This is a genomic window from Paenibacillus sp. p3-SID1389, from assembly GCF_025151705.1.
GTDB classification, from domain to species: domain Bacteria; phylum Bacillota; class Bacilli; order Paenibacillales; family Paenibacillaceae; genus Fontibacillus; species Fontibacillus phoenicis.
The window spans coordinates 1-20,642 of the sequence record NZ_JALXVO010000049.1 but is presented as its reverse complement, the minus strand read 5'-3'; the positions used below and the strand labels follow the sequence as shown (position 1 = coordinate 20,642).

General features: G+C 56.7%; 14 protein-coding genes. 10 read left to right on the top strand and 4 right to left on the bottom strand.

Annotation, left to right across the window (positions count from 1 at the left end; translation table 11 throughout):
- Positions 1-26: 26 nt before the first annotated feature.
- The 6 genes from M3G15_RS17265 to M3G15_RS17240 all read left to right on the top strand — a co-directional run bounded on the left by M3G15_RS17265 (position 27) and on the right by M3G15_RS17240 (position 13,077).
- The gene (locus M3G15_RS17265) at positions 27-2,216 is read left to right on the top strand and encodes a YhgE/Pip domain-containing protein (RefSeq protein ID WP_260071590.1); all 2,190 of its coding nucleotides are present in this window, start codon (positions 27-29) and stop codon (positions 2,214-2,216) included.
- Positions 2,217-2,723: 507 nt separating this feature from the next.
- Positions 2,724-7,322 (top strand): glutamate synthase large subunit, encoded by a 4,599-nt coding sequence (gene gltB, locus M3G15_RS17260; protein ID WP_260071597.1) that lies wholly within the window; start codon positions 2,724-2,726, stop codon positions 7,320-7,322.
- Between the two features lie 143 nt (positions 7,323-7,465).
- Complete coding sequence (locus M3G15_RS17255; protein ID WP_009226262.1) at positions 7,466-9,274, top strand: ABC transporter ATP-binding protein; 1,809 nt, start codon at positions 7,466-7,468, stop codon at positions 9,272-9,274.
- On the top strand, positions 9,271-11,142 hold the full coding sequence (locus tag M3G15_RS17250; protein WP_260071589.1) for an ABC transporter ATP-binding protein: 1,872 nt from the start codon (positions 9,271-9,273) through the stop codon (positions 11,140-11,142). The genes M3G15_RS17255 and M3G15_RS17250 overlap by 4 nt, the downstream gene beginning before the upstream one ends.
- Before the next feature lie 263 nt (positions 11,143-11,405).
- Positions 11,406-12,314, top strand: a complete 909-nt coding sequence (locus M3G15_RS17245) for an ABC transporter ATP-binding protein (protein ID WP_157273505.1) — start codon at positions 11,406-11,408, stop codon at positions 12,312-12,314.
- Positions 12,307-13,077, top strand: a complete 771-nt coding sequence (locus M3G15_RS17240; RefSeq protein WP_260071588.1) for an ABC transporter permease — start codon at positions 12,307-12,309, stop codon at positions 13,075-13,077. The genes M3G15_RS17245 and M3G15_RS17240 overlap by 8 nt, the downstream gene beginning before the upstream one ends.
- A 67-nt stretch (positions 13,078-13,144) precedes the next feature.
- On the opposite strand, the gene M3G15_RS17235 is transcribed toward M3G15_RS17240, so the two are convergent.
- Together M3G15_RS17235 and M3G15_RS17230 are read right to left on the bottom strand one after the other, a co-directional pair.
- Positions 13,145-13,561: a bactofilin family protein gene (locus M3G15_RS17235; protein ID WP_009226266.1), complete on the bottom strand. Its 417-nt coding sequence runs from the start codon at positions 13,559-13,561 to the stop codon at positions 13,145-13,147.
- A gap of 32 nt (positions 13,562-13,593) precedes the next feature.
- Entirely contained in the window at positions 13,594-14,592 is a 999-nt protein-coding gene (locus M3G15_RS17230; RefSeq protein WP_009226267.1) for a M23 family metallopeptidase, read from the bottom strand.
- Between the two features lie 180 nt (positions 14,593-14,772).
- On the opposite strand from M3G15_RS17230, the gene cls reads away from it, so the two are divergent.
- On the top strand, positions 14,773-16,203 hold the full coding sequence (gene cls / locus M3G15_RS17225) for a cardiolipin synthase (protein ID WP_260071587.1): 1,431 nt from the start codon (positions 14,773-14,775) through the stop codon (positions 16,201-16,203).
- Between the two features lie 46 nt (positions 16,204-16,249).
- Here cls and ligD read toward each other — a convergent pair whose 3' ends face one another.
- Positions 16,250-17,149, bottom strand: coding sequence for a non-homologous end-joining DNA ligase (gene ligD / locus M3G15_RS17220; RefSeq protein WP_260071586.1), 900 nt, complete (start codon positions 17,147-17,149; stop codon positions 16,250-16,252).
- Between the two features lie 228 nt (positions 17,150-17,377).
- Here ligD and M3G15_RS17215 point away from each other — a divergent pair, with 228 nt between their 5' ends.
- Positions 17,378-18,325 (top strand): ATP-dependent DNA ligase, encoded by a 948-nt coding sequence (locus tag M3G15_RS17215; protein ID WP_260071585.1) that lies wholly within the window; start codon positions 17,378-17,380, stop codon positions 18,323-18,325.
- Between the two features lie 46 nt (positions 18,326-18,371).
- Here M3G15_RS17215 and ku read toward each other — a convergent pair whose 3' ends face one another.
- Entirely contained in the window at positions 18,372-19,346 is a 975-nt protein-coding gene (ku, locus tag M3G15_RS17210) for a non-homologous end joining protein Ku (RefSeq protein ID WP_009226271.1), read from the bottom strand.
- A gap of 488 nt (positions 19,347-19,834) precedes the next feature.
- Here ku and tsaE point away from each other — a divergent pair, with 488 nt between their 5' ends.
- A complete protein-coding gene (gene tsaE, locus M3G15_RS17205; protein ID WP_260071596.1) occupies positions 19,835-20,335 on the top strand; it encodes a tRNA (adenosine(37)-N6)-threonylcarbamoyltransferase complex ATPase subunit type 1 TsaE in 501 nt (166 codons plus the stop codon).
- Positions 20,332-20,642, top strand: a 311-nt coding sequence (tsaB, locus tag M3G15_RS17200; protein ID WP_260071584.1) for a tRNA (adenosine(37)-N6)-threonylcarbamoyltransferase complex dimerization subunit type 1 TsaB, incomplete at its 3' end; no start/stop codon positions are given. The genes tsaE and tsaB, both read left to right, overlap by 4 nt.

Sequence of the window (20,642 nt, the reverse complement as noted above, 5' to 3'; positions counted from 1 at the left end):
AGCCACCAAGGGGAGAGAAAGCAAAAATGAAATCATTAAGTGTATTTTTCAAGGATATGGGAGCCACCTTTAAAAATCCTAAAGTGTTCATCCCGATTCTTGTTGTGCTGTTCATTCCCGTACTGTACAGCGGCATGTTCCTGACGGCCTTCTGGGATCCGTACGGGAAGATGAACGAGCTGCCGGTAGCGGTGGTGAACGAGGATCAGGGCGCGCAATACGAGGGGAAGGAACTGAAGGTCGGCGAGGACCTCGTTGCCGAACTGAAGAAGAGCGACGACTTCCAATGGAAGTTCGTCACCCGCGAGCAAGCGGAAACCGGGATGAAGAATAATGAGTATTACATGACGATCATCATTCCGGACAATTTCTCTTCACAAGCGACCACATTGATGGATGAAAATCCGTCGCCGGCTCAGTTGATCTTTGAGCCAAACGAAGGTTACAACTTCCTGGCCGCGCAAATCGGCGGTACGGCTGTGAAAGAGATCAAATCGAAAGTGTCCGCCAAAGTGACGGAAGCCTATACGGAAACCTTGTTTGACCAAGTGGAGAAAATCTCCGGCGGCCTCAGTGAGGCGGGCGACGGGGCCAGCACCCTCAAGGAAGGGGCGGCCAAGCTTGACGACGGAACCAAGAAGCTGAAAGAAAATCTGGCGAAGCTCGTCGCCGGCACGATGAAACTCGAAGACGGCGTAGCGCCTCTGGAGAAAGGTACGCAGTCGTTATATCAAGGCATCAATGAAGTGAAGGACGGTGCTGGCAGCCTCGCCAGCGGCTTGAAGCAGCTGGAAGCGGCCAGCCAACAGCTGGAAGCTGGCGCAAAGCAAGCGCATCAAGGCGGTACCAAGCTGCAGGCAGGCCTTCAATCGTCGCTGGAAGGCGCGAAGAAGCTGGAAGCTGGCTTGTCCGCATCTGAACAAGGCAGCGCCCAACTGCAATCCGGCCTGGAAGCGTCGGTGCAAGGAAGCGAGAAGGTAGCCGCAGGGGCGAACAGCGTGGCGCAAGGCTTGGAACAGCTGGCCCAAGCGAATCCGGAACTGGCGAAGAACGCGGCGGTTCAGCAGTTGATCGCGGCCAGCAAGCAGGTCGCCCAAGGCAGCGAGCAGCTGCACCAAGGGAATCAGCAGCTGCTGAAAGGCAGCCAAGACCTACACAGCGCCCAGCAGCAGTTGGTTCAAGGCGGGCAGCAATTAACGGCGGGCCAAGAGCAGCTGTTGCAAGGCATGACCGAGCTGAACGCCGGACAAGAGAAGCTGGCGAGCGGCCTGGAGCAATTTAGCGGCAAGCTGTCGGAAGCGGCGGCTGGCGGCAAGAAGCTGGCAAGCGGTGCCGGACAGCTGAGCGCAGGTGCCAAACAACTGCTCGGCGGTGTTGAGCAATTGTCTGGCGGCGTAGGCACGCTGGCGGACGGCTCGAAGCAGCTGGATGCAGGTGCGGGTGAACTGAAGGACGGCATGGATCAACTGACAGAAGGCTCGGGCGAGCTGGCTTCGAAGCTGACCGATGCCGCAGAACAAACCTCCGGCGTGAAGAAAACCGATGCGCTTGTGAACATGTATGCTCAGCCGATTGAGATCAACGAGCAGAAGGTTAATGAAGTACCTAACTACGGCACCGGCTTTGCACCATACTTCTTGTCGCTGGGCCTGTTCGTTGGGGCGCTGATCTCGACGCTGGTTGTGCCGGTCAGAGGCACTTCGGTGGCGGAAGCCAGCGGCTGGAGCCGCTTCGTAAGCCGTACGCTGACTTTTGCCGGCATGAGTCTGATACAGTCCTTGCTGGCGTCTGCACTGGTTCTTTACGGATTGGGGCTTGAGGTCAAGAGCGTTCCGCTCTTCTATCTCTTCGCCTTTGTCACCAGCTTGTGCTACATGTTGATCATTCAAGCACTTGTAACCTGGATGGAGAACCCGGGACGGTTCTTGGCGATCCTGATGCTGATTTTCCAACTGACGACCAGCGCAGGAACGTTCCCGCTCGAACTGATTCCGAACTGGATGAAAGCCTTCAACCCGATCCTGCCGATGACGTACAGCGTCAAAGGCTTCAAGGCGGTCATCTCCACCGGCGATATGCCGATGGCTTGGGAAAACATCGGATGGTTGGTTGCGTTTGGCGTTGTATTTCTGGCGTTTACGCTGGTGTACTTCCTGCGCCACGAACGCAGTACAGAACGCAGTCCTGAAGCCAACCTGAGCGTACAGTCGCACTAATCAAATCATGATTACAGAAGATCCGCTCTCTGGAATTCCGGAGGGCGGCTCTTTTTTGTAGGTGGGTAGATATCCCTGAGCCGAGCCTTTTGCAGGATGATCCCGAATCATCAGTCGAGTTTGGCCGGGACACATTCTTTACCGGGACATAAACTCTATAGTAACAAAGTTCCCGATCGGGTTACGGACCTTAGGAGCAACGGGCAACAGGTTCGCTCCTACCCCTTAAAAAAAGGGATAATGGTGCAAATAGACACGCAGAGACAACCACACGTCTTCATATGGTGACGCTTTCGTGGCAAAACCGCCCTGTCACGGCCTAAAAGTTCTAATCAATAGTGCAAAATAAAGAGAATATAATGCAAAAACAGATGTGACATTTTCCGTTAGAATAAAAAGAAAGATTGAACCGGGCTTATCCGGCGTAGTCGCAGGACATAGGGACTGATCCATTCTATTCGCTAATGATGTTTGAACTACCTCTAAATAGAAAGGTTGCGTCAGATGATGAAACATACCGTTATACCTCCCAAGCAGGGACTCTATGATCCCGCTTTCGAAAAAGACGCTTGCGGCATGGGCTTCGTGGCTCATATCAAAGGGAAAGCCTCCCATGATATCGTCAGCCAAGCGCTGACCATGCTGGCGAATATGGAACACCGGGGCGGCCAAGGCAGCGAACCGAATTCGGGGGATGGCGCAGGTATTTTACTGCAAATCCCGCACCGTTTTTTTGCCGCTGAAGCAGCAAAGCTTGGATTTACACTGCCGGAGGCAGGACAATATGGCGTTGGGATGCTGTTCCTGCCTCATGACGAAGCGGTTCGGGCTAAGCAGGAGGAAGAGCTCGTGCGTATCGCCGAGGAGGAAGGACAACGCGTCCTTGGCTTCCGTACGGTGCCAACTCGCGACGATATGCTGGGCCAATCGGCCAAAGCGGCTAAACCGTTCGTCCGCCAGATTTTTATCGAGCGTTCCGCAGATCTGAAGGAGGATCTGGACTTTGAGCGCAAGCTGTACGTGATCCGGCGCCGGGCTGAACGCGCGATCCGCTATAGCGGCGCCGAGCAAGGGGATGCTTTTTACGTACCCAGCTTATCGTGCCGGAAAGTAGTCTACAAAGGGATGCTGACCACGGAGCAGGTCGGGCAATTCTACCTCGACTTGCGGGACGAGAGACTGGAATCGGCTATCGCGATGGTGCACTCGCGCTTCAGTACGAATACGTTCCCAAGCTGGGAGCGGGCGCATCCGTACCGCTTTATGATTCACAACGGCGAGATTAATACGCTGCGCGGCAACGTGAACTGGATGCATGCCCGTCAGTCGATGTTCAAGAGCGAGAAGTTTGGCGACGATTTGGAAAAGGTAAAACCGATCATCAATCCGGACGGCTCGGATACGGCGATGTTCGACAATACGTTTGAATTCCTGTACTTGAGCGGACGCTCCCTGCCTCACGTAGCGATGATGATGGTGCCTGAGCCTTGGGTTGGCCGGGACGACATGGACCCGGACAAAAAGGCGTTCTACGAATACCACAGCACGATGATGGAGCCATGGGACGGGCCTGCGGCGATGGGCTTTACCGACGGGATCCAGATTGGGGCGATTTTGGACCGGAACGGCTTGCGTCCATCGCGTTATTACGTAACGAAGGACGACTTGATCGTCCTCTCCTCGGAGGTTGGCGTGCTTGATATCCCGGCGGAGAATGTGCTCTATAAGGACCGGCTGCGTCCGGGCCGGATGCTGCTGGTCGACACGCAGGTAGGCCGGATCATTTCCGACGAGGAAGTGAAATCCGCCATCGCGAAGGAGCATCCGTACCGTGAATGGCTGAACGAGCATCTCGTTGAGCTGGAAGATCTGCCGGAAGCGAAAGAACTGCCGCCGGAGAGTCATGAAGACATTGCGCGCCGTCAAATGGCGTTTGGCTATACGTATGAAGACCTGCGGAAGGTGCTTGAGCCGATGGCCTTAACCGGTCAGGAAAATATCGCTTCGATGGGTTACGACGCGCCGCTCGCCGTCTTGTCCGAACATCCGCAGCGATTGTACAACTACTTCAAGCAGATGTTTGCGCAGGTTACCAACCCGCCGATCGATGCGATCCGCGAGGAGCTCGTTACCTCGACCGCAACGACGATTGGGCCGGAGCGCAACCTGCTTCAGCCGGAGCCGGAGAGCTGCCGTCAAATCCGGTTGGATTCGCCGATTCTGTCCAATGAGGACTTTGCGAAAATCCGCCATCTGCACCGGCCAGGGTTTAAAGCGATCACGATTCCAATCCTGTTCCCGGCTGCCGAAGGAGCGGAGGGGCTGCGCAAGGCGTTGGATACGTTATGCGAAGCAGCAGATCGGGTCATCGCCAAGGGCCATAATATCCTGATCTTGTCCGACCGCGATATGGATGCGGAGAACGCGGCTATCCCGGCGTTGCTGGCAGTATCCTGCTTGCATCACCATCTGATCCGTGAAGAGACGCGGACCAAGGTCAGCCTGCTGCTGGAGTCGGGCGAGCCGCGTGAAGTACACCATTTTGCGTTGCTGCTTGGTTACGGCGTCAGCGCAGTGAATCCATATCTTGCGTTCGAATCGTTAAAGGATATGATTGCTCAAGGGATGCTGCAGGGCATTTCGCATGAAAAAGCGGTGTACAACTTCATTAAAGCTGCGACCAAAGGGGTCGTTAAAACGTTGTCCAAAATGGGCATCTCGACGATTCAATCGTACCGCGGGGCGCAAATTTTCGAAGCGGTTGGCCTGGAGCCTTCCTTCGTAGACCGTTACTTTACGTGGACGCCGTCGCGGATCGGGGGCATTGGCTTGAAAGAAGTGGCCGCCGAAACGCTCGCCCATCATTTCCGTGCCTTTACCGATAAGGATGGCAATGACAAGGTGCTGGATTCCATCGGGGAATACCAGTGGCGCAGCGGCGGGGAAGAGCATCTATTCAACCCGCAAACGGTGCATTTGCTGCAGCAGGCGGTCCGTACGGGCGATTATAAACTGTATAAGAAATTCGCCGAGCTGGTGCAAGGCGAGAACAATAAACATTTGACGCTGCGCTCTTTGCTGGAGCTGAAGCCGGTCGGGCCGAAGGTGCCGCTGGAGGAAGTGGAATCGGCTGCTTCGATCATGCGCCGCTTCAAGACCGGGGCGATGTCGTTTGGCTCGATCAGTAAAGAAGCGCATGAGACGATTGCGATCGCGATGAACCGCATCGGAGGCAAGAGCAACACCGGCGAAGGCGGCGAGGATCCGGCGCGTTATGTGCCGGACGCTAACGGCGATCTGCGCCGCAGCGCGATCAAGCAGGTGGCGTCGGGACGGTTTGGTGTTACATCGCACTACTTGGTGAACGCCGACGAAATCCAGATTAAGATGGCGCAAGGGGCGAAACCGGGTGAAGGCGGTCAGCTGCCGGGCCGTAAGGTGTATCCTTGGGTAGCGGAAGTACGCGGCTCCACGCCGGGGGTTGGCTTGATTTCGCCGCCGCCGCACCATGATATCTATTCGATCGAGGATTTGGCGGAGTTGATTTACGATCTGAAGAACGCCAATCCGAAAGCGCGTATCAACGTGAAGCTGGTTGCAGAGGCCGGCGTCGGAACGATTGCTGCCGGCGTTGCTAAAGGCCGCGCGGACGTCATTCTGATCAGCGGTTATGACGGGGGCACTGGTGCTTCGCCGCAAAGCTCGATCCGCCATGCGGGCTTGCCGTGGGAGCTGGGGCTGGCTGAAACGCATCAGACCCTAATCCTAAACAACCTGCGCGACCGCGTCGTACTGGAAACCGACGGCAAGATGCTGAACGGCCGCGACCTCGCTGTCGCCGCACTGCTTGGGGCTGAGGAGTTTGGCTTCTCGACTGCACCTCTGGTGGCGGTTGGCTGTATCATGATGCGGGTATGCCAGCTGGATACATGCCCAGTAGGGGTTGCCACGCAAAATCCGGAGCTGCGCAAAAACTTCACCGGAGATCCGCAGCACGTTGTCAACTTTATGACCTTCGTGGCAGAGGATCTGCGCGAATGGATGTCCGAGCTGGGCTTCCGCACACTGGAAGAAATGATCGGACGCACCGACTGCCTGGATGCGGTGAAGGCGGTGGATCATTGGAAGAAGAAAGGCGTTGATCTCAGCTCGTTGCTGCATATGCCGGAGCTTCCGGAAGGAAGCAGCCGCTATTGCACGAAACAGCAAAACCATGGGCTGGAAGAGACGTTGGATATGACGAAGCTGCTGCCGCTGGCTCTGCCTGCGCTGGAGCGCGGCGAAGCCGTCAGCGCCCGGCTGCCGATCTGCAACGTGAACCGGGCGACCGGGACGATTGTAGGCTACGAAGTTACCCGCCGTTATGGACAGCAAGGGCTGCCTGAGGATACGATCACGTTCCATTTTGAAGGTTCTGCGGGCCAAAGCTTTGGGGCGTTTATCCCGAAAGGCATGACCCTCACCGTCGAAGGCGATGCCAACGACTACACCGGCAAGGGGCTGTCCGGCGGCAAGGTGATTGTGAAGCCGTCGCCGCGTGCAACGTTTGTCCCAGAGGAGAACATCATCATTGGCAATACGTCGTTCTATGGTGCAACGAGCGGGGAGGCTTACATCCGCGGGATTGCCGGGGAACGGTTTGCGGTGCGGAACTCCGGGGCCAACGTCGTCGTTGAAGGCGTCGGTGACCATGGCTGCGAATATATGACCGGCGGACGGGTTGTCATCTTGGGTGAAACCGGCCGGAACTTTGCAGCCGGGATGTCCGGCGGGATCGCATACGTGCTTGATGAGAGCGGAGATTTTGCGGGCCGCTGCAACCTGGAAATGGTGCTGCTCGAGTCGGTGGAGGATCCGGCGGAAATCGATCAGCTGCGGACGTTAATCAGCCGTCACATCCTGTACACGGATAGTACGGTTGGACGCCGCGTGCTGGATCGTTGGAACGAGTACCTGCCGAAATTCGTCCGCGTCATTCCGAAGGACTACAAACGGATGTTGGAGCAAATCCGTAAAGTTGAAAATGAAGGGCTGAAGGGTGAAGCCGCGCTGCTCGCTGCATTTGAAGCGAATGCGCGCGAGCTGGCCCGTGCCGGCAACAACTAATAGATTTTAGCGATAGCAATGAGGAAGTTGACCGCCCCGGTTGTCTGAACAAGACTGCGGGGCGGTTTTGTTAGGTAAAAATAAACCGATTGTGCGAACATACGTTTTTCGTGTAATATGATTTGGAGAATATTAGGAAGTGAATGGGAAAGGGGGAGCGGCCTTTGGCTGAACAAACTGTTGCATCGCAAGGCGGCAAACGAAGGACGAGACCTCTAGGGCATTATCTCGAAATGCTGGAGAAATACGTGTTCACGCAACGCAAGCTGCTGTTCAGTATGGCTGCGTTGCTGTTGATCTCGATCGCTTTGCAGCTGATTAATCCGCAAGTCATTCGTTATTTTATCGATACCGCGCAGGGGGATGGAAGTTTAAAGCCTTTATATATCGCGGCGGGACTCTTCATCGGCTTCTCTCTGATCCAACAGCTCGTATCGGTGTGCGCGTCCTACTTCAGCGAGAACCTGGGCTGGACGACAACAAACAAGCTGCGTGCGGACCTCGTCAGACATTGCCTGTCGCTGGATATGTCGTTCCACAAGTCGAACACTTCCGGTTCTTTGATTGAACGGGTGGACGGCGACGTCAACGCGCTGGCCAACTTCTTCTCCAGCTTCCTGATCCATATGCTGGGCAATTTGCTGCTGATGACGGGCATCCTGTTGCTGCTGTTCCGTGAAAGCATCTGGATTGGTGCAGCGATGAGCTTATTTGTCGTTGGTGCCATCTTTATGATTCGGAAAATTCGTGAGTTTACGGTTCCGGTGTGGACCAAGTGGCGTGCCCAAAATGCCGAGCTTTACGGGTTTATCGGTGAACAGCTGGAAGGCACCGAGGATACCCGGGCGAACGGGGCGGCAGGTTACGTGCTGGAACGCTTCTATGCCATGGCCCGGCGGATGCTGCCGGTACGCGTTCGCGCCTCGGTGGGCTTCGGTATGATGTGGGGGACAACGATTCTCGTGTTCGCTCTGGGCAATGCCGCCGCCTTTCTGGTTTGCGCCTGGTTGTGGAGACGGGGCGAGCTGACGATCGGTTCGATCTACCTTGTGTTTTATTACACGGAGCTGCTGGCTCAGCCGATTGAGAAGATCCGTACCCAGCTGGATGATCTGCAAAAAGCCGACGCCAGTCTAATCCGCGTCCGGGATCTGCTGAATACGAAATCGCGGATTACCGACGGTCCAGGCGCACCGCTGCCGAAGGGGCCGTTATCCGTGAAAATCGACCGCCTGACGTTCTCGTACGAGGAAGACGGAGAGCCGACACTGCATGAGGTGGATTTGATGCTGAAGCCGGGAGAAACGCTCGGCTTGCTAGGCCGCACTGGCAGCGGAAAATCTACATTGGCGCGGCTGCTGCTGCGCTTCTACGATCCCCAACAGGGCAAGATCGAGCTGTCGGGCATCGACATCCGCGAGTGCAAGCTGCACGAGCTGCGGAGCGGGGTGGCGATGGTGACGCAAAACATCGAGATTATGGAAGGCACCGTTCGCGATAATCTGGCTCTGTTTGATGAAAGCATACGGGATGAGGACATCATCGCGGTGTTAAATGAGTTGGGATTGCAGGAGTGGTATGCTGCTTTGCCTGATGGACTGGATACAGTGCTCTCCTCCGGAGGGGGAAGTCTGTCGGCTGGGGAAGCGCAGCTGCTGGCGTTTGCTCGGGTATTCCTGACGAACCCGGGGCTGGTTATCCTGGACGAAGCCAGCTCCCGTCTCGACCCGCTGACCGAAAACCGGATCGAGACGGCGATCACCCGGCTGCTGGAGTCGCGGACGTGCATGATCATCGCGCACCGTTTATCAACCGTGCAGCGAGCCGATCAGATCCTTATTTTGGAGAATGGCCGAATCGTGGAATATGGACCACGCAAAGAGCTGGCGGCTGACCCCGGTTCTCGGTTTAGCCGGATGCTGTCCGTTGGCCTGGAGGAGGTGTTGGCATGAGCACGCGGCATTTTTTCTGGAGATTGCTGCTGAATCGTCCGGCTTTTTATATCGCGAACCTGCTCTCCTGGACGATCATTCATATGATCCCGCTGCTTCCGGGCCTGATTACGAAGGCGTTCTTCGATGATTTGGAAGGCAGCGCCAACCTCCCATTCGGAGTTGAGGGACTAACGGCGTTGCTTATCGGCGTGGCGCTGGCGCGCATCGCGATGATCGCTGTAGGCTGCTGGACAGATGGCAGCTACCGATTCCGGATCAGCATGCTGCTGCGGCGAAATATGCTGGCCCATGTGCTTCGGGAGCCCGGCGCCAAAGCGATCCCTTGCGCACCGGGGGAGGCGATCAGCAATTTCCGCGATGACGTGGATCAAGCGGAGGAAGCGATGAGCTGGTCGGTGGATATGTTTGGCCTGATGGGCTTTGTTGTGATCTCCAGTTATATTCTGATTTCAATCGATGCGCAGTTGACGTTCTTCGTCTTTGTACCGCTCATTCTGGTCGTGACAGCCGCGCAAATCGCCACGGCGCGCATTCAGAAGTACCGGGCTGCCAGCCGCGCTGCCACAGCGAATGTAACCAGCTCAATCAGCGAGATGTTCGCGAACGTACAGGCGATTCAAGTCGCGGGAGCGGAAGAGCGGATCGTCCGGCGGTTCGAACGTCTGAGCGACGAGCGCCGGAAGATGATGGTCAAAGATAAGCTGATCACCGAATCGCTGTCCTCTGTGTTTACGAACTCCGTCAACCTCGGAACCGGACTGATTCTGGTGCTGGCCGGTTACAAGATGCGCAGCGGATCGTTTTCCGTCGGTGACTTGTCGCTGTTCATCTATTACTTAACCTTTGTCACCCAATTGATTTCGAACGTCGGGAACTTTATGACGTTTTATAAGCAAATGGCGATCAGCTTCTCCCGCCTGAAGCACATGCTTCAAGGCGCTCCGGCCAAGCTGCTGACGGTTCCGGCGTACATCGGAATCGGCAAGCGGCGGGAGTCGGACACCGATCACGGGATGAAGGGCGCAGCAACTGCGTTAAGCGTCTCGGGATTGGGGACGTATCCGGCTGGATCTCCGTTAGAGCAGGACGACCGGAATGTACTTGCAGCCGATCTGCCGGCGGAGCCGCTGCAGCTGCTGGAAGTGAGCGGACTGACGTATCGCTATCCGGAGACCGGCCGGGGCATCGAGAACGTCAGTCTGCGCCTGCCGCGCGGATCGTTTACGGTCGTCACCGGCATGATCGGCTCCGGCAAAACCACGCTGCTGCGGGCGTTGCTTGGCCTGCTTCCGGCGGAAGCCGGGGAGATCCACTGGAACGGCCGCATCGTCCGTACGCCGGCTGACTTTTTTGTTCCGCCGCAAAGCGCGTATACGGCGCAAATCCCGCGCCTGTACAGCGACAAGCTGCGGAACAACATCCTGCTCGGGCTGCCCGAGGACGAGGGCAGCCTGACGCAGGCGCTGCACGTCGCCGTGCTGGAGGACGACGTGGCGCAGCTCGCGCATGGCCTCGACACGATGGTCGGACCGCGCGGCGTCAAGCTCTCCGGCGGCCAGGTCCAACGGACCGCGGCCGCCCGGATGCTCGTGCGCGAGGCACAGCTGTACGTGTTCGACGACCTGTCGAGCGCGCTCGACGTCGAAACCGAACGTAAGCTGTGGGAGCGGTTGTTCCAATCCCGAGGCGAGGCAACCTGCCTCGTGGTGTCGCACCGCAAGGCCGCGCTCTCGCACGCGGACCATATCATCGTGCTGAAGGACGGCACGATTGAAGCCGAAGGCACGGCGGAGCAGCTGCTCGCCACCAGCGCCAGCTTCCGCCAGCTCTGGTACGGCGAGGAGCCGCAGGCCGACGGGGCATAAGACTGCAAATCCCAGCCCAAAGCGCCAACAGGAGGTCTGAAGGGGGCGGCTGATGGAATTATGGCCCGGGTCAATCTCCGGTAGATCGCCTGGGTAAATCGTCCGGGTGAATCACCCGGGTAGATTGACCTATGTCAGCCCTCTGTCAGTCCCTCATCACTGCCCGGAGCTTTAGCTGACGGAAGCCTTATGGTAGAATAGGGGAAATTATCCTGATTTAACGGGATACAGTTCGAAAAGAGAGTGGGGAGTATCCTATGGAGATGACGCAGGAACCCGTCGTACGCATGCGGGACGTCACCAAGCGCATCGGCAGCAAGACGCTGATCGACCGATTAACGCTGGATATCCCGAGAGGACAAGTATACGGCTTCCTGGGTCCCAACGGAGCCGGGAAAACGACAACGATCCGGATGATGGTCGGACTGATGTCGATATCGGAAGGCGATATCCTGATCGAAGGGGCCAGCATTAAGGATCGTTTCGAAGAGGCGATATCGCATGTCGGCGCCATCGTGGAGAATCCGGAGATGTACAAGTTCCTGACCGGGTACCAGAATTTGCTACATTACGCCCGCATGTCTCCGGGGGTCACGAAACAGCGGATCTGGGAGGCGGTCGAGCGGGTTGGCATGCAGAACCGCATCCATGACAAAGTCAAGACGTATTCGCTGGGCATGCGCCAGCGGCTTGGGGTTGCGCAGGCCATCCTGCATCGGCCGAAGCTGCTGGTGCTGGACGAGCCCACCAACGGGCTCGACCCGCAGGGCATCCGCGAGCTCCGCGATTATCTGCGGGCGCTGGCGCGGGAGGAAGGGACGACCGTGTTTGTCTCCAGCCATTTGCTGTCGGAAATGGAGCTGATGTGCGACACGGTCGCGGTTATCCAGCAGGGACGGCTGGTGGACGTCAAGTCCCTGCACCCGGAAGCCGTCGAAGGCCGGGCGCAGGAGACGGCCTTCGACGTAAGCGATCCGCAGCGCGCGGTAGGGCTGATCGCAGGCGCTCGCCTCGAAGGCGGCCGGCTGATCGTGTCCGCCGACCGGAAGGCTGCGGCGGAGATCAACGCGAAGCTGGTCTTGGCGGGCATTGACGTGTACGCCATCCAGGCGGTGACGCGTTCGCTGGAGGATCAATTCCTGGAGCTGACGGGAGGGAAGGACATTGAATAATTTTCTCGCGCTGGTCCAAAACGAAAACATGAAGATTTACCGGCGGGTTCGCACCTGGATTATGTTTGGGCTGCTTGTCCTGCTGACGATCCTGTTTGGGGTGCTGTTCTCGTTGGACGGCGGCAGCCAGCGGCTGAGCGCCTGGGACGCTTTGGACCAACTCAGTTTCCTGTATTATCTCGTCAGCATCTATGCCGCCGTTATTGCCGCTGACATCGTAGCCGGTGAGTTCACCTGGGGAACGATCAAGCTGCTGCTGATCCGTCCTTGGACGCGGACGAAGGTGCTGCTGTCCAAGCTGCTGGCCGTGCTGCTATTTACGCTGGCGATGAGCGCGGTATTTTTCGCCATCGCCCTGGCCGTTTCGTTCCTGATTTTCCCGAATGAGCCATCGCAATACCTAGAGGCAAGCCCGCTGAGCCGGATTCTGGAAAGTCTGCTGTACAGCTATATCGATTTGCTGGTAATTGCAGCATTTTCGTTTATGCTGTCGACGGTCTTTCGCTCTAGCGGCATTGCCATCGGACTGTCGATCTTCATCTTGTTTGCGGGCAACATCTTTACGTTGTTGTTCCACCCGTCGCGTTATGCTTGGGCCAAATATCTGCTGTTTACCAATATGGATCTAGGCCAATATCGCGGGGGGCAGGTCGGACCGGCCGGGATGACGCTGGGCTTCTCCATCACGGTGCTGGCGGTCTACGTCCTGCTGTTCCTGGCGGTGGCCTGGCTCGTATTCAAGAAGCGTGACGTTGCTGCATAAGCTGCATAATGATAAGAAGCTCCCGCCTTTCTCATTTGGCGGGAGCTTCTTTTATGACTGATTTGTTTTACCCTGCTTCGGGGCGCGCGGCTTTCTTGACCTTGCCTTTGCCGCTAGAAGCCGATGGGGTGGGGGCGGGGGCCACCCGTTCCATTTTGCTCGATCCGTTCAGCAGTCCACCTTCAACGATGATCAGCTTGGCCACATCCACGTTGCCGTCGACTTGACCGCTTGCGGTGATTGTGAGTTTCCCTGTAGTGGTGACATCTCCGATGACTTTGCCGGCGACGATCACATCGGCGCCTTTAATGTTGGACATGGCCTCGCCGGTTTCGCCGATGATGATCTGTCCCTGGCAGTCGATCTCCCCATGGATTTGACCCTCCACACGCAGATTGGACTTGCACTCCAGCTTGCCTTCTACCAGGCTGCCTTGGCCGATCAGGGTATCGGTCAGACGGGGGGCTTTCTTGTCTTTGAACATAGCGCTTCATCAACTTCCTTTCCACATGCGGATTACTTCAAATAAGGCATCGGATCAACGGCTTTGCCGCCCTTGACGATCTCAAAATGCAAATGGGGTCCGGTACTGCGTCCGGTGCTGCCCAGATTGCCGATGCTGTCCCCTTTCTTCACTTCATCCCCGACGGAAACATCGATGTCGCTCAGATGCATGTACCAGGTTTGCAGACCGCCCGGGTGCTCAATCACGATGTATTTGCCGTGGGATCCGTCCCTGGTGGCGGTAACGACCTTGCCTGCAGCCGCGGCATACACGGGGTCCCCGACTTTACCGGCAATGTCGATGCCCGCATGGAAAGCTGCTCGGCCGGTAAACGGATCGGTGCGGTAACCAAAATTAGAGGTTAGCCGCGTGGACAACGTGGGCCATTCCGAGGGTGTGCCGGAGAGGGAGTATTGGGTCTGCTTCGCTTTTTTCAAGGTGAGCGGCACGTGCTTCTCCATCTCGTCCAGCATTTCGTTCATCGCGGCAAATTCGTCTCGCGTATTCGCTGCAAGTCTCTCGATCTCGTTGTCATGTACGGCAATGAACTCGCCGCCAACCCCGCTGTCCCCAAGAGCGTCCAGCGTCTCATCCCAGGACAACGAAGACAGCTTGCCGAGATTCTTCGCATCCCCCTCTCCGTATTTATCGATAAATTTCTGAAGCTCTGCTTCGAGCTCGGCTACCCGCTCCATCCGGTCCATCATTTCCTTGGACTGGCTCGATAAAGAGATCACTTCGTTCTGCAAGCGCTGAATCGCTTCGTCTTTGTTGGTCACCACCGCTTCAAAGGCTAGGGTTTGCTGCTCCAGCTGATGTTCCAGGCGGGAAACGGTCTGTTCCGAATGAACCTGCAGGCTGACGATCAGCCCGGAAATGGACAGCAGCGCCAGCAAAGGCACGGCAACGACAAGCGGCTTGGAGACTTGCATCTGTTTGACGGGCCGGCTGGCATCCCGAAGGACAAGCAGCGTCATCCGGTTGGGATTCGGTACGCTTACGCTCCTCATGGCATCCCCTCCCTACGCTTCGTTGGTTCTATAACTTATCTATTCCTATGATTCTTAAATCATGTCAAAAAAACAGGTCCTGTCTAATATAAGTGCGGCGGGATCCGTTATTTTCGAAATCTGTCATGAATAAACCGCAGCCCGGATGGTTAATGATGATGGCAGGGGAGGGTGGAAGGCATGCTCTGGCTGATTGGCATTTTACTGCTTTTTATCGTACACGTCGCACTGATCCTGCTGCTTGAATTCCGCAATCCCGCCAAGGCGGTTGCCTGGTTGTTTATCTTGTTTTTGTGCCCTCCCTTGGGTCCGGTCCTCTACTATTTCATGGCCCGGGACTATAGGAAGCGCAAAAAACTGCTGCACCGGGGCCCCGTCCCGTTCCATAGCTTACGGATGCTGCTGCGCGACCAGTTGGCAAGCCCGGTTCGCTTGGAGGAGATGAGCAACCCGGAAATGCTTCATCAGGAACGGCTATATCAGCTGCTGACGCATCATGCGGCAAACCCGATCACAGGCGGAAACCAAACGGAAGTGTATTCCGCCGGGGAAACGGCGTTTGGGGCCATGCTGGAGCGGATGGAGCAAGCGCGAGATCATATCCATCTTGAATTTTATATTTTCCGCAGCGACATGATCGGCTCGGCCTTTGCAGAAGTGATGGTCCGGAAAGCCCAGGAAGGGGTCAAGGTCCGGATGATCTGCGATGGGCTGGGGAGCTTTAAGCTGGAGCATGCGTTTATTGAGCGGCTGAGGGCTGCAGGGGTGGAGGTCTACTTCTTTCTGCCAGCGCGGGTTGCCGTGCGGAACCGCCGGGTCAATTACCGCAATCATCGCAAAATCCTCGTGGTGGACGGAAAGTTCGGGTTCGTGGGCGGACTTAATGTGGGTGACGACTATTTAGGCCTTTATGAAAAAATGGGGTACTGGCGCGATACGCATCTGCAGCTGGAAGGAGATTCGGTTTATTATTTGCAGCTCACCTTCCTGGAGGATTGGCTGCTGGCTTCGGGTCAGGATCTCGGGGACCCTGCTCTGTTTCCGCCCCATGAAGGGCCTGGGCAGGAGCAAGTGCAGATCCTGACCAGCGGCCCGAATTTGCCGCGTAACCCGATTCATGAAATGTGCTTTAATTCGATTGCGGTGGCGAAGCGCCGGATCTGGATCGCTTCGCCCTATTTCATTCCCGACCCCAGCGTATATTCCGCACTGAAAACGGCGGCATTAAGCGGAGTCGAAGTGAACATCATCATGCCTTACCATCCGGACAGCCGCTTGGTGAAGCTGGCTTCCTTGTCTTACGTGGAGGAGCTGCTGGGGGCCGGGGTAAAGTTCTTTCAATATACGAAGGGCTTTATTCATGCCAAAGTGATGCTCATCGACGACCTGCTCGCTTCGGTGGGGACGGCGAACATGGATATGCGCAGCTTTTTTTATAACTTTGAAATGACGGCGTTGTTGTTTGATCCGGGGACGATCACCCGGCTGGAGAGCGACTTCAAGCAGGATCTGGCCGATTCGATCCCGATTCGGTTTGAGGAATTCGCTCGGCGGCCGAAAGGGCAGAAGCTGCTTGAGCTGCTGGCGCGGCTGTTGTCGCCGTTGCTGTAGCGGAGGTTGCCAGCCGTTGTCGTTGTGCAGCGAAGGATTCCCTTGTTTAAGACCGGCCGGGGGATTTTAAATGCTGCAAGATCAGCTTGAGGGACTGGGGAGGGACGGTCTCGAGCAAATCTCCCCGTTCCTTCAGTCGTTGACCGATATTCAGCAGGTTAAAATCCGCAGGCCTGGGGTTCCGCCGTACCTCATCCCAGGTCAGCGGGGTCGACACGCTGGCGGCTGTCCGGGCGCGCGGGGTATAGGGGGCGGCCAGCGTCTTGCCGCCGTAATGCTGCAAGTAGTCGAAGTAGATTTTGTCGCCGCGGTCTTTTTTTAGCCGTTCGATGGTAAATAGGTTGGGGTGTTTTTCGGTGACGTAACGGGCGACGAAATGTCCAACCATCCGCAGCTCGTCGAAGGTGATGCCGTATTCGATTGGCACGATGATCTGCACGCCGGTAGCGCCGGACGTCTTCGGCACGGATTGCAAGCCGAGCGAGGCCAAAATCTCCCCGACCAAAGCGGCCGCCTCCATAATTCGCGGCTCGTCCTCCAGCGTGGGGTCCAGGTCAATCATCCATTCGCACGGCAACTCCTCTCCGACATAATGCAGAGACGGATGGAATTCGATGCAAGCCAGGTTGCCGAGCCACAGCAGCACCGGCAGCCGGTCAAGCACGACATAATTGATGTTCTCGTGAACGGCGGTGCGGACGAAGGGCGGCAGCGGTTCGGGGGCATTTTTCTGGTAAAAAAACTTGCCGTGAATCCCGCCGGGATAACGAATCGTGGTCAGCAGCCGGTTGCGGCAATATTTCAGCAGGTAAGGCGACAGCTCGGCCAGCTTCTCCAAATACATCCGCTTGGTGATGCCGGCTTCGGGCCATAACAGCTTATCCGGGTTGGAGACGGAAATCTCTTCACCTTCGACGGTGATCGTTCCTTTAATTGTTCGGGGCATGACGGTTCCTCCTTGCTGAAATCGGATGAAAATCGGATGAAAGATGTTCGCCCTGCTTAGGGTTGTTGGTTCTAGGCTTGCCTGGGGACGGGGAAACTATGAGCGAACTAACGCCCGGAATGGTTCAAGAGAGGCAGGGGCAAACTGGGGAACAAGCGGAGGTTCGGGGTTGGAGAAGGTAAAGACAAGGATTGTGCACATTGGAGCTGGGGAGGTGGAGAGCGCCGCATGGAATGGAAACCGATCACACCGTTTGAACCGATTCGCAGCGATACGATTCCGCAAGGCGAAGAATGGGTGGCCCAGGTCAAGTGGGACGGGGTGCGGATGTTAACTTATCATGACGGCCGCGAGGTCAAGCTGATTAACCGCAAGGGCAACGATCGTAGTTTGCAGTACCCGGAGTTTCTCGATACGCATGAGTTTTGCCGGGCGCATTCGGTGATTCTTGACGGCGAGATGATTGCCCTCTCGGGCGGCAAGCCGTCGTTTCACGAGATTATGCGGCGGGACAGCTTGCGGCGGGAGCAGGAAATTCGCTTTGCAGCCCAGCGGATTCCTGCGATCTATATGATCTTTGACATCTTGCACTATGATGGCAAGTGGGTGAACGGAGAGCCGTTAGCGAATCGCCAGCAGCTGTTGCAGGAGCTGGTGATCCCCTCCGAGCGGGTGCAGATTGTCCCCAATGTGGCGGACGGAGAACTGTTATTCGACTTGATGAAGCAACGGGGCTGGGAAGGGATTGTCTCGAAGCGGCTCGACAGCACCTATGCGTTTGGAGGCAAGGATGCCCGCTGGGTTAAGAAGAAGCTGGCCCGCGACCTGTATGCCGCCATCGGCGGGGTGACATATCGCGATGGTGGGGTGAACGCCATTTTACTGGGCTTGTACGACCCGGAGGGTCGGTTTATCTACATCGGCCATGCCGGCAGTGGCAAATGGAAGGTGGCGGATTGGCGCGACCTGACCGAAAACGTGAAGCCATTGATCATCCCCAAGCGTCCGTTTGCCAACGTCCCTGAACGCATCAAAGGGGCCGTCTGGATTCAGCCGGCCCTGACTGTAAAGGTGCAGTTCATGGAGTGGACGCCCGGCGGCACGATGCGCCACCCGATCATCCAAGGGTGGGCGAATGTCCCGCCCGAGGCTTGTAATATGGAGCAAAGCATGTAGCGTCTGGCCGGTGAACCAACAGGTGGTGACGGTGACGGCCTTCGGTCTATTTCGCCTCCGGCTTGGTGGTGGTGCGGCGTTTGGGCTTCGGCTTCACCGCCACGGTTGGCGTTACGGTTTCGTTGTCTGTGCCGGCCTTTTTGGCCTTTCCTGCGGCAGGCTTGGTTTCCGGCTCGGTCTTTGCTTTTTTGGCGGCCGGCTTGCGTGTGCGCTTTGCCGGAGCAGCGGCGGCGGGACCCGGATCGGTCGCGACCGGCCTCACCGCCTCGATGCTTGCCTGCAGCGCCGCCATCAGGTCGATGACGTTGGTCTCCGGTTTGGCCGGTGCCAGACTGATTTCCTCGCCGGCCACTTTTTGCTCGATCAGATGCAGTAACCCCTCGCGGTAGTCGTCGGTGTATTTCTCCGGCTCAAACGGGGTGGACAGCTGCTCGATCAGCATTTTTGCCATCGTCAACTCTTTGTCGTTCACTTGAATGTTCTCCGGTAAGTTAGGCACTTGGGAGATCGGACGGATTTCGTCCGGATAAAAGATCGTTTCGATGGCCAAGCATCCCTCCATTACGCGGATGGCGGCCAAGCTGCTTTTGGAGCGGATGGCGATTTTGGCGATTCCGATTTTTCCTGTTTCACGCATCGCTTCAAGCAGCAGCTGATAGGCGTTCCCTCCGGCTTGGTCCGGCGCCAGATAATACGTCTTCTGAAAATAAATCGGATCAATCTCCTTCAAATCCACGAAATCGATGATGTTGATCGTTTTTTCAGCGTGGGCGGACAGCTGCTCCAGTTCCTCTTTTTCAAAAAGGACGTACTTGCCCTTCTCGTATTCGTAACCGCGCGAAATGTCTTCCCAATTCACGTCAACGTCGCACGCCGGACAACGCCGTACATACGAAATCGGGCTGCCGCACACTTTATGAATGTATTTCATGGAGATGTCCTTGTCTTCGGTGGCCGAAAACATTTTGACCGGCACATGGACCAGCCCGAAGCTGATCGCTCCTTTCCAGACGGTATGCATGGTGTAAACCCCTTTCTATGCGCTTCCTTCAAATCCTCGCTTACGAAATTGCTGTTATTCCGTAGTATGGTTTGAAATCTATTTTCTATTTACGCAGGGTTAGTGAATCTTTCGTTCCGGTGCTCTGCGGTTGCGGGGGGTGCGGCGGACCGATATAATGAGGACAGGCCTAGCAAGGATTTGAGACATGAACTGTAACGGACACCAATGACGCTATTTGCCTGCAGGACGGAATTCTGGAATTTAACGGACAAGAAAGACCTTATTTACCGGATTTGGGCTGCTTATTCTTCCAAAACGTTGGAATAACGTCTCCTGAGTCCGTTAGCACGGGAAATGTCCGGGAAATCAGTGGTTAAGGTCATCTCGGTCCGTTAGCGGAGCTGGGGTGAGCTTGGGGCAGCTCTTGGGTCAGCTTAGGCAGCTTAGGTGCTCGAAGGAATGGCGATTTCGTTGGAACGTGATAAAGGTGGTAAGCTAAAGTGAGCATGGATCAAAACAATGGCAGCACCTCAGCGCGGTGGGTATACGAAGCCGAGGATCTGAAGGGGACGGAGCGGCTGGCGGAGGCGTTGGCGAAGCTGGCACAGCCGGGAACGGTGATCGCCCTGGACGGGGATCTTGGCGCGGGCAAAACGGCGTTTTCCCAGCTGTTCGCGAAGCACCTCGGCGTGAAGGACACCGTGAACAGTCCGACCTTTACTTTAATTAAGGAGTATGAGGGCAGGCTGCCTTTTTATCATATGGACGTCTATCGGCTGTCGCTGGATGAGGCGGATGAGCTGGGGCTGGACGAGTATTTCTACGGCAATGGCGTGACGCTGGTGGAGTGGGCCAGCTTGATTGAGGAACTGCTCCCGGAGGACGTGCTGCGGATGTACATCGAGACGGTGTCGGCCACGGGGCGGCGTATGCATATCAACGTGCAGGGGGCAACCTATGAGCAATGGGGGCCGGCCCTGAAAGAGATTGGAGTATCCGAGCCATGAACGAACATGAAAATATACGGCCATCGCAGCGGCTGTTAGCGTTGGACACCGCCACTTCTTCGCTGGCGGTGGCGGTGATGGAGGGCGGCCGCGTGCTGGCCGAGCGAACGATCCATGCCGAACGGAACCATTCGGCATATTTGGTCACGGCGATCGGAGATTGCCTGAAGGCGGCGGGGCTCGCCAAGCAGGATCTGGACGGGATCGCCGTCGGGGTGGGGCCAGGCTCCTACACCGGGATCCGGATTGCCGTCACGACCGCCAAAACCTTGGCGTGGTCGTTACGGCTGCCGGTCTACGGCGTCTC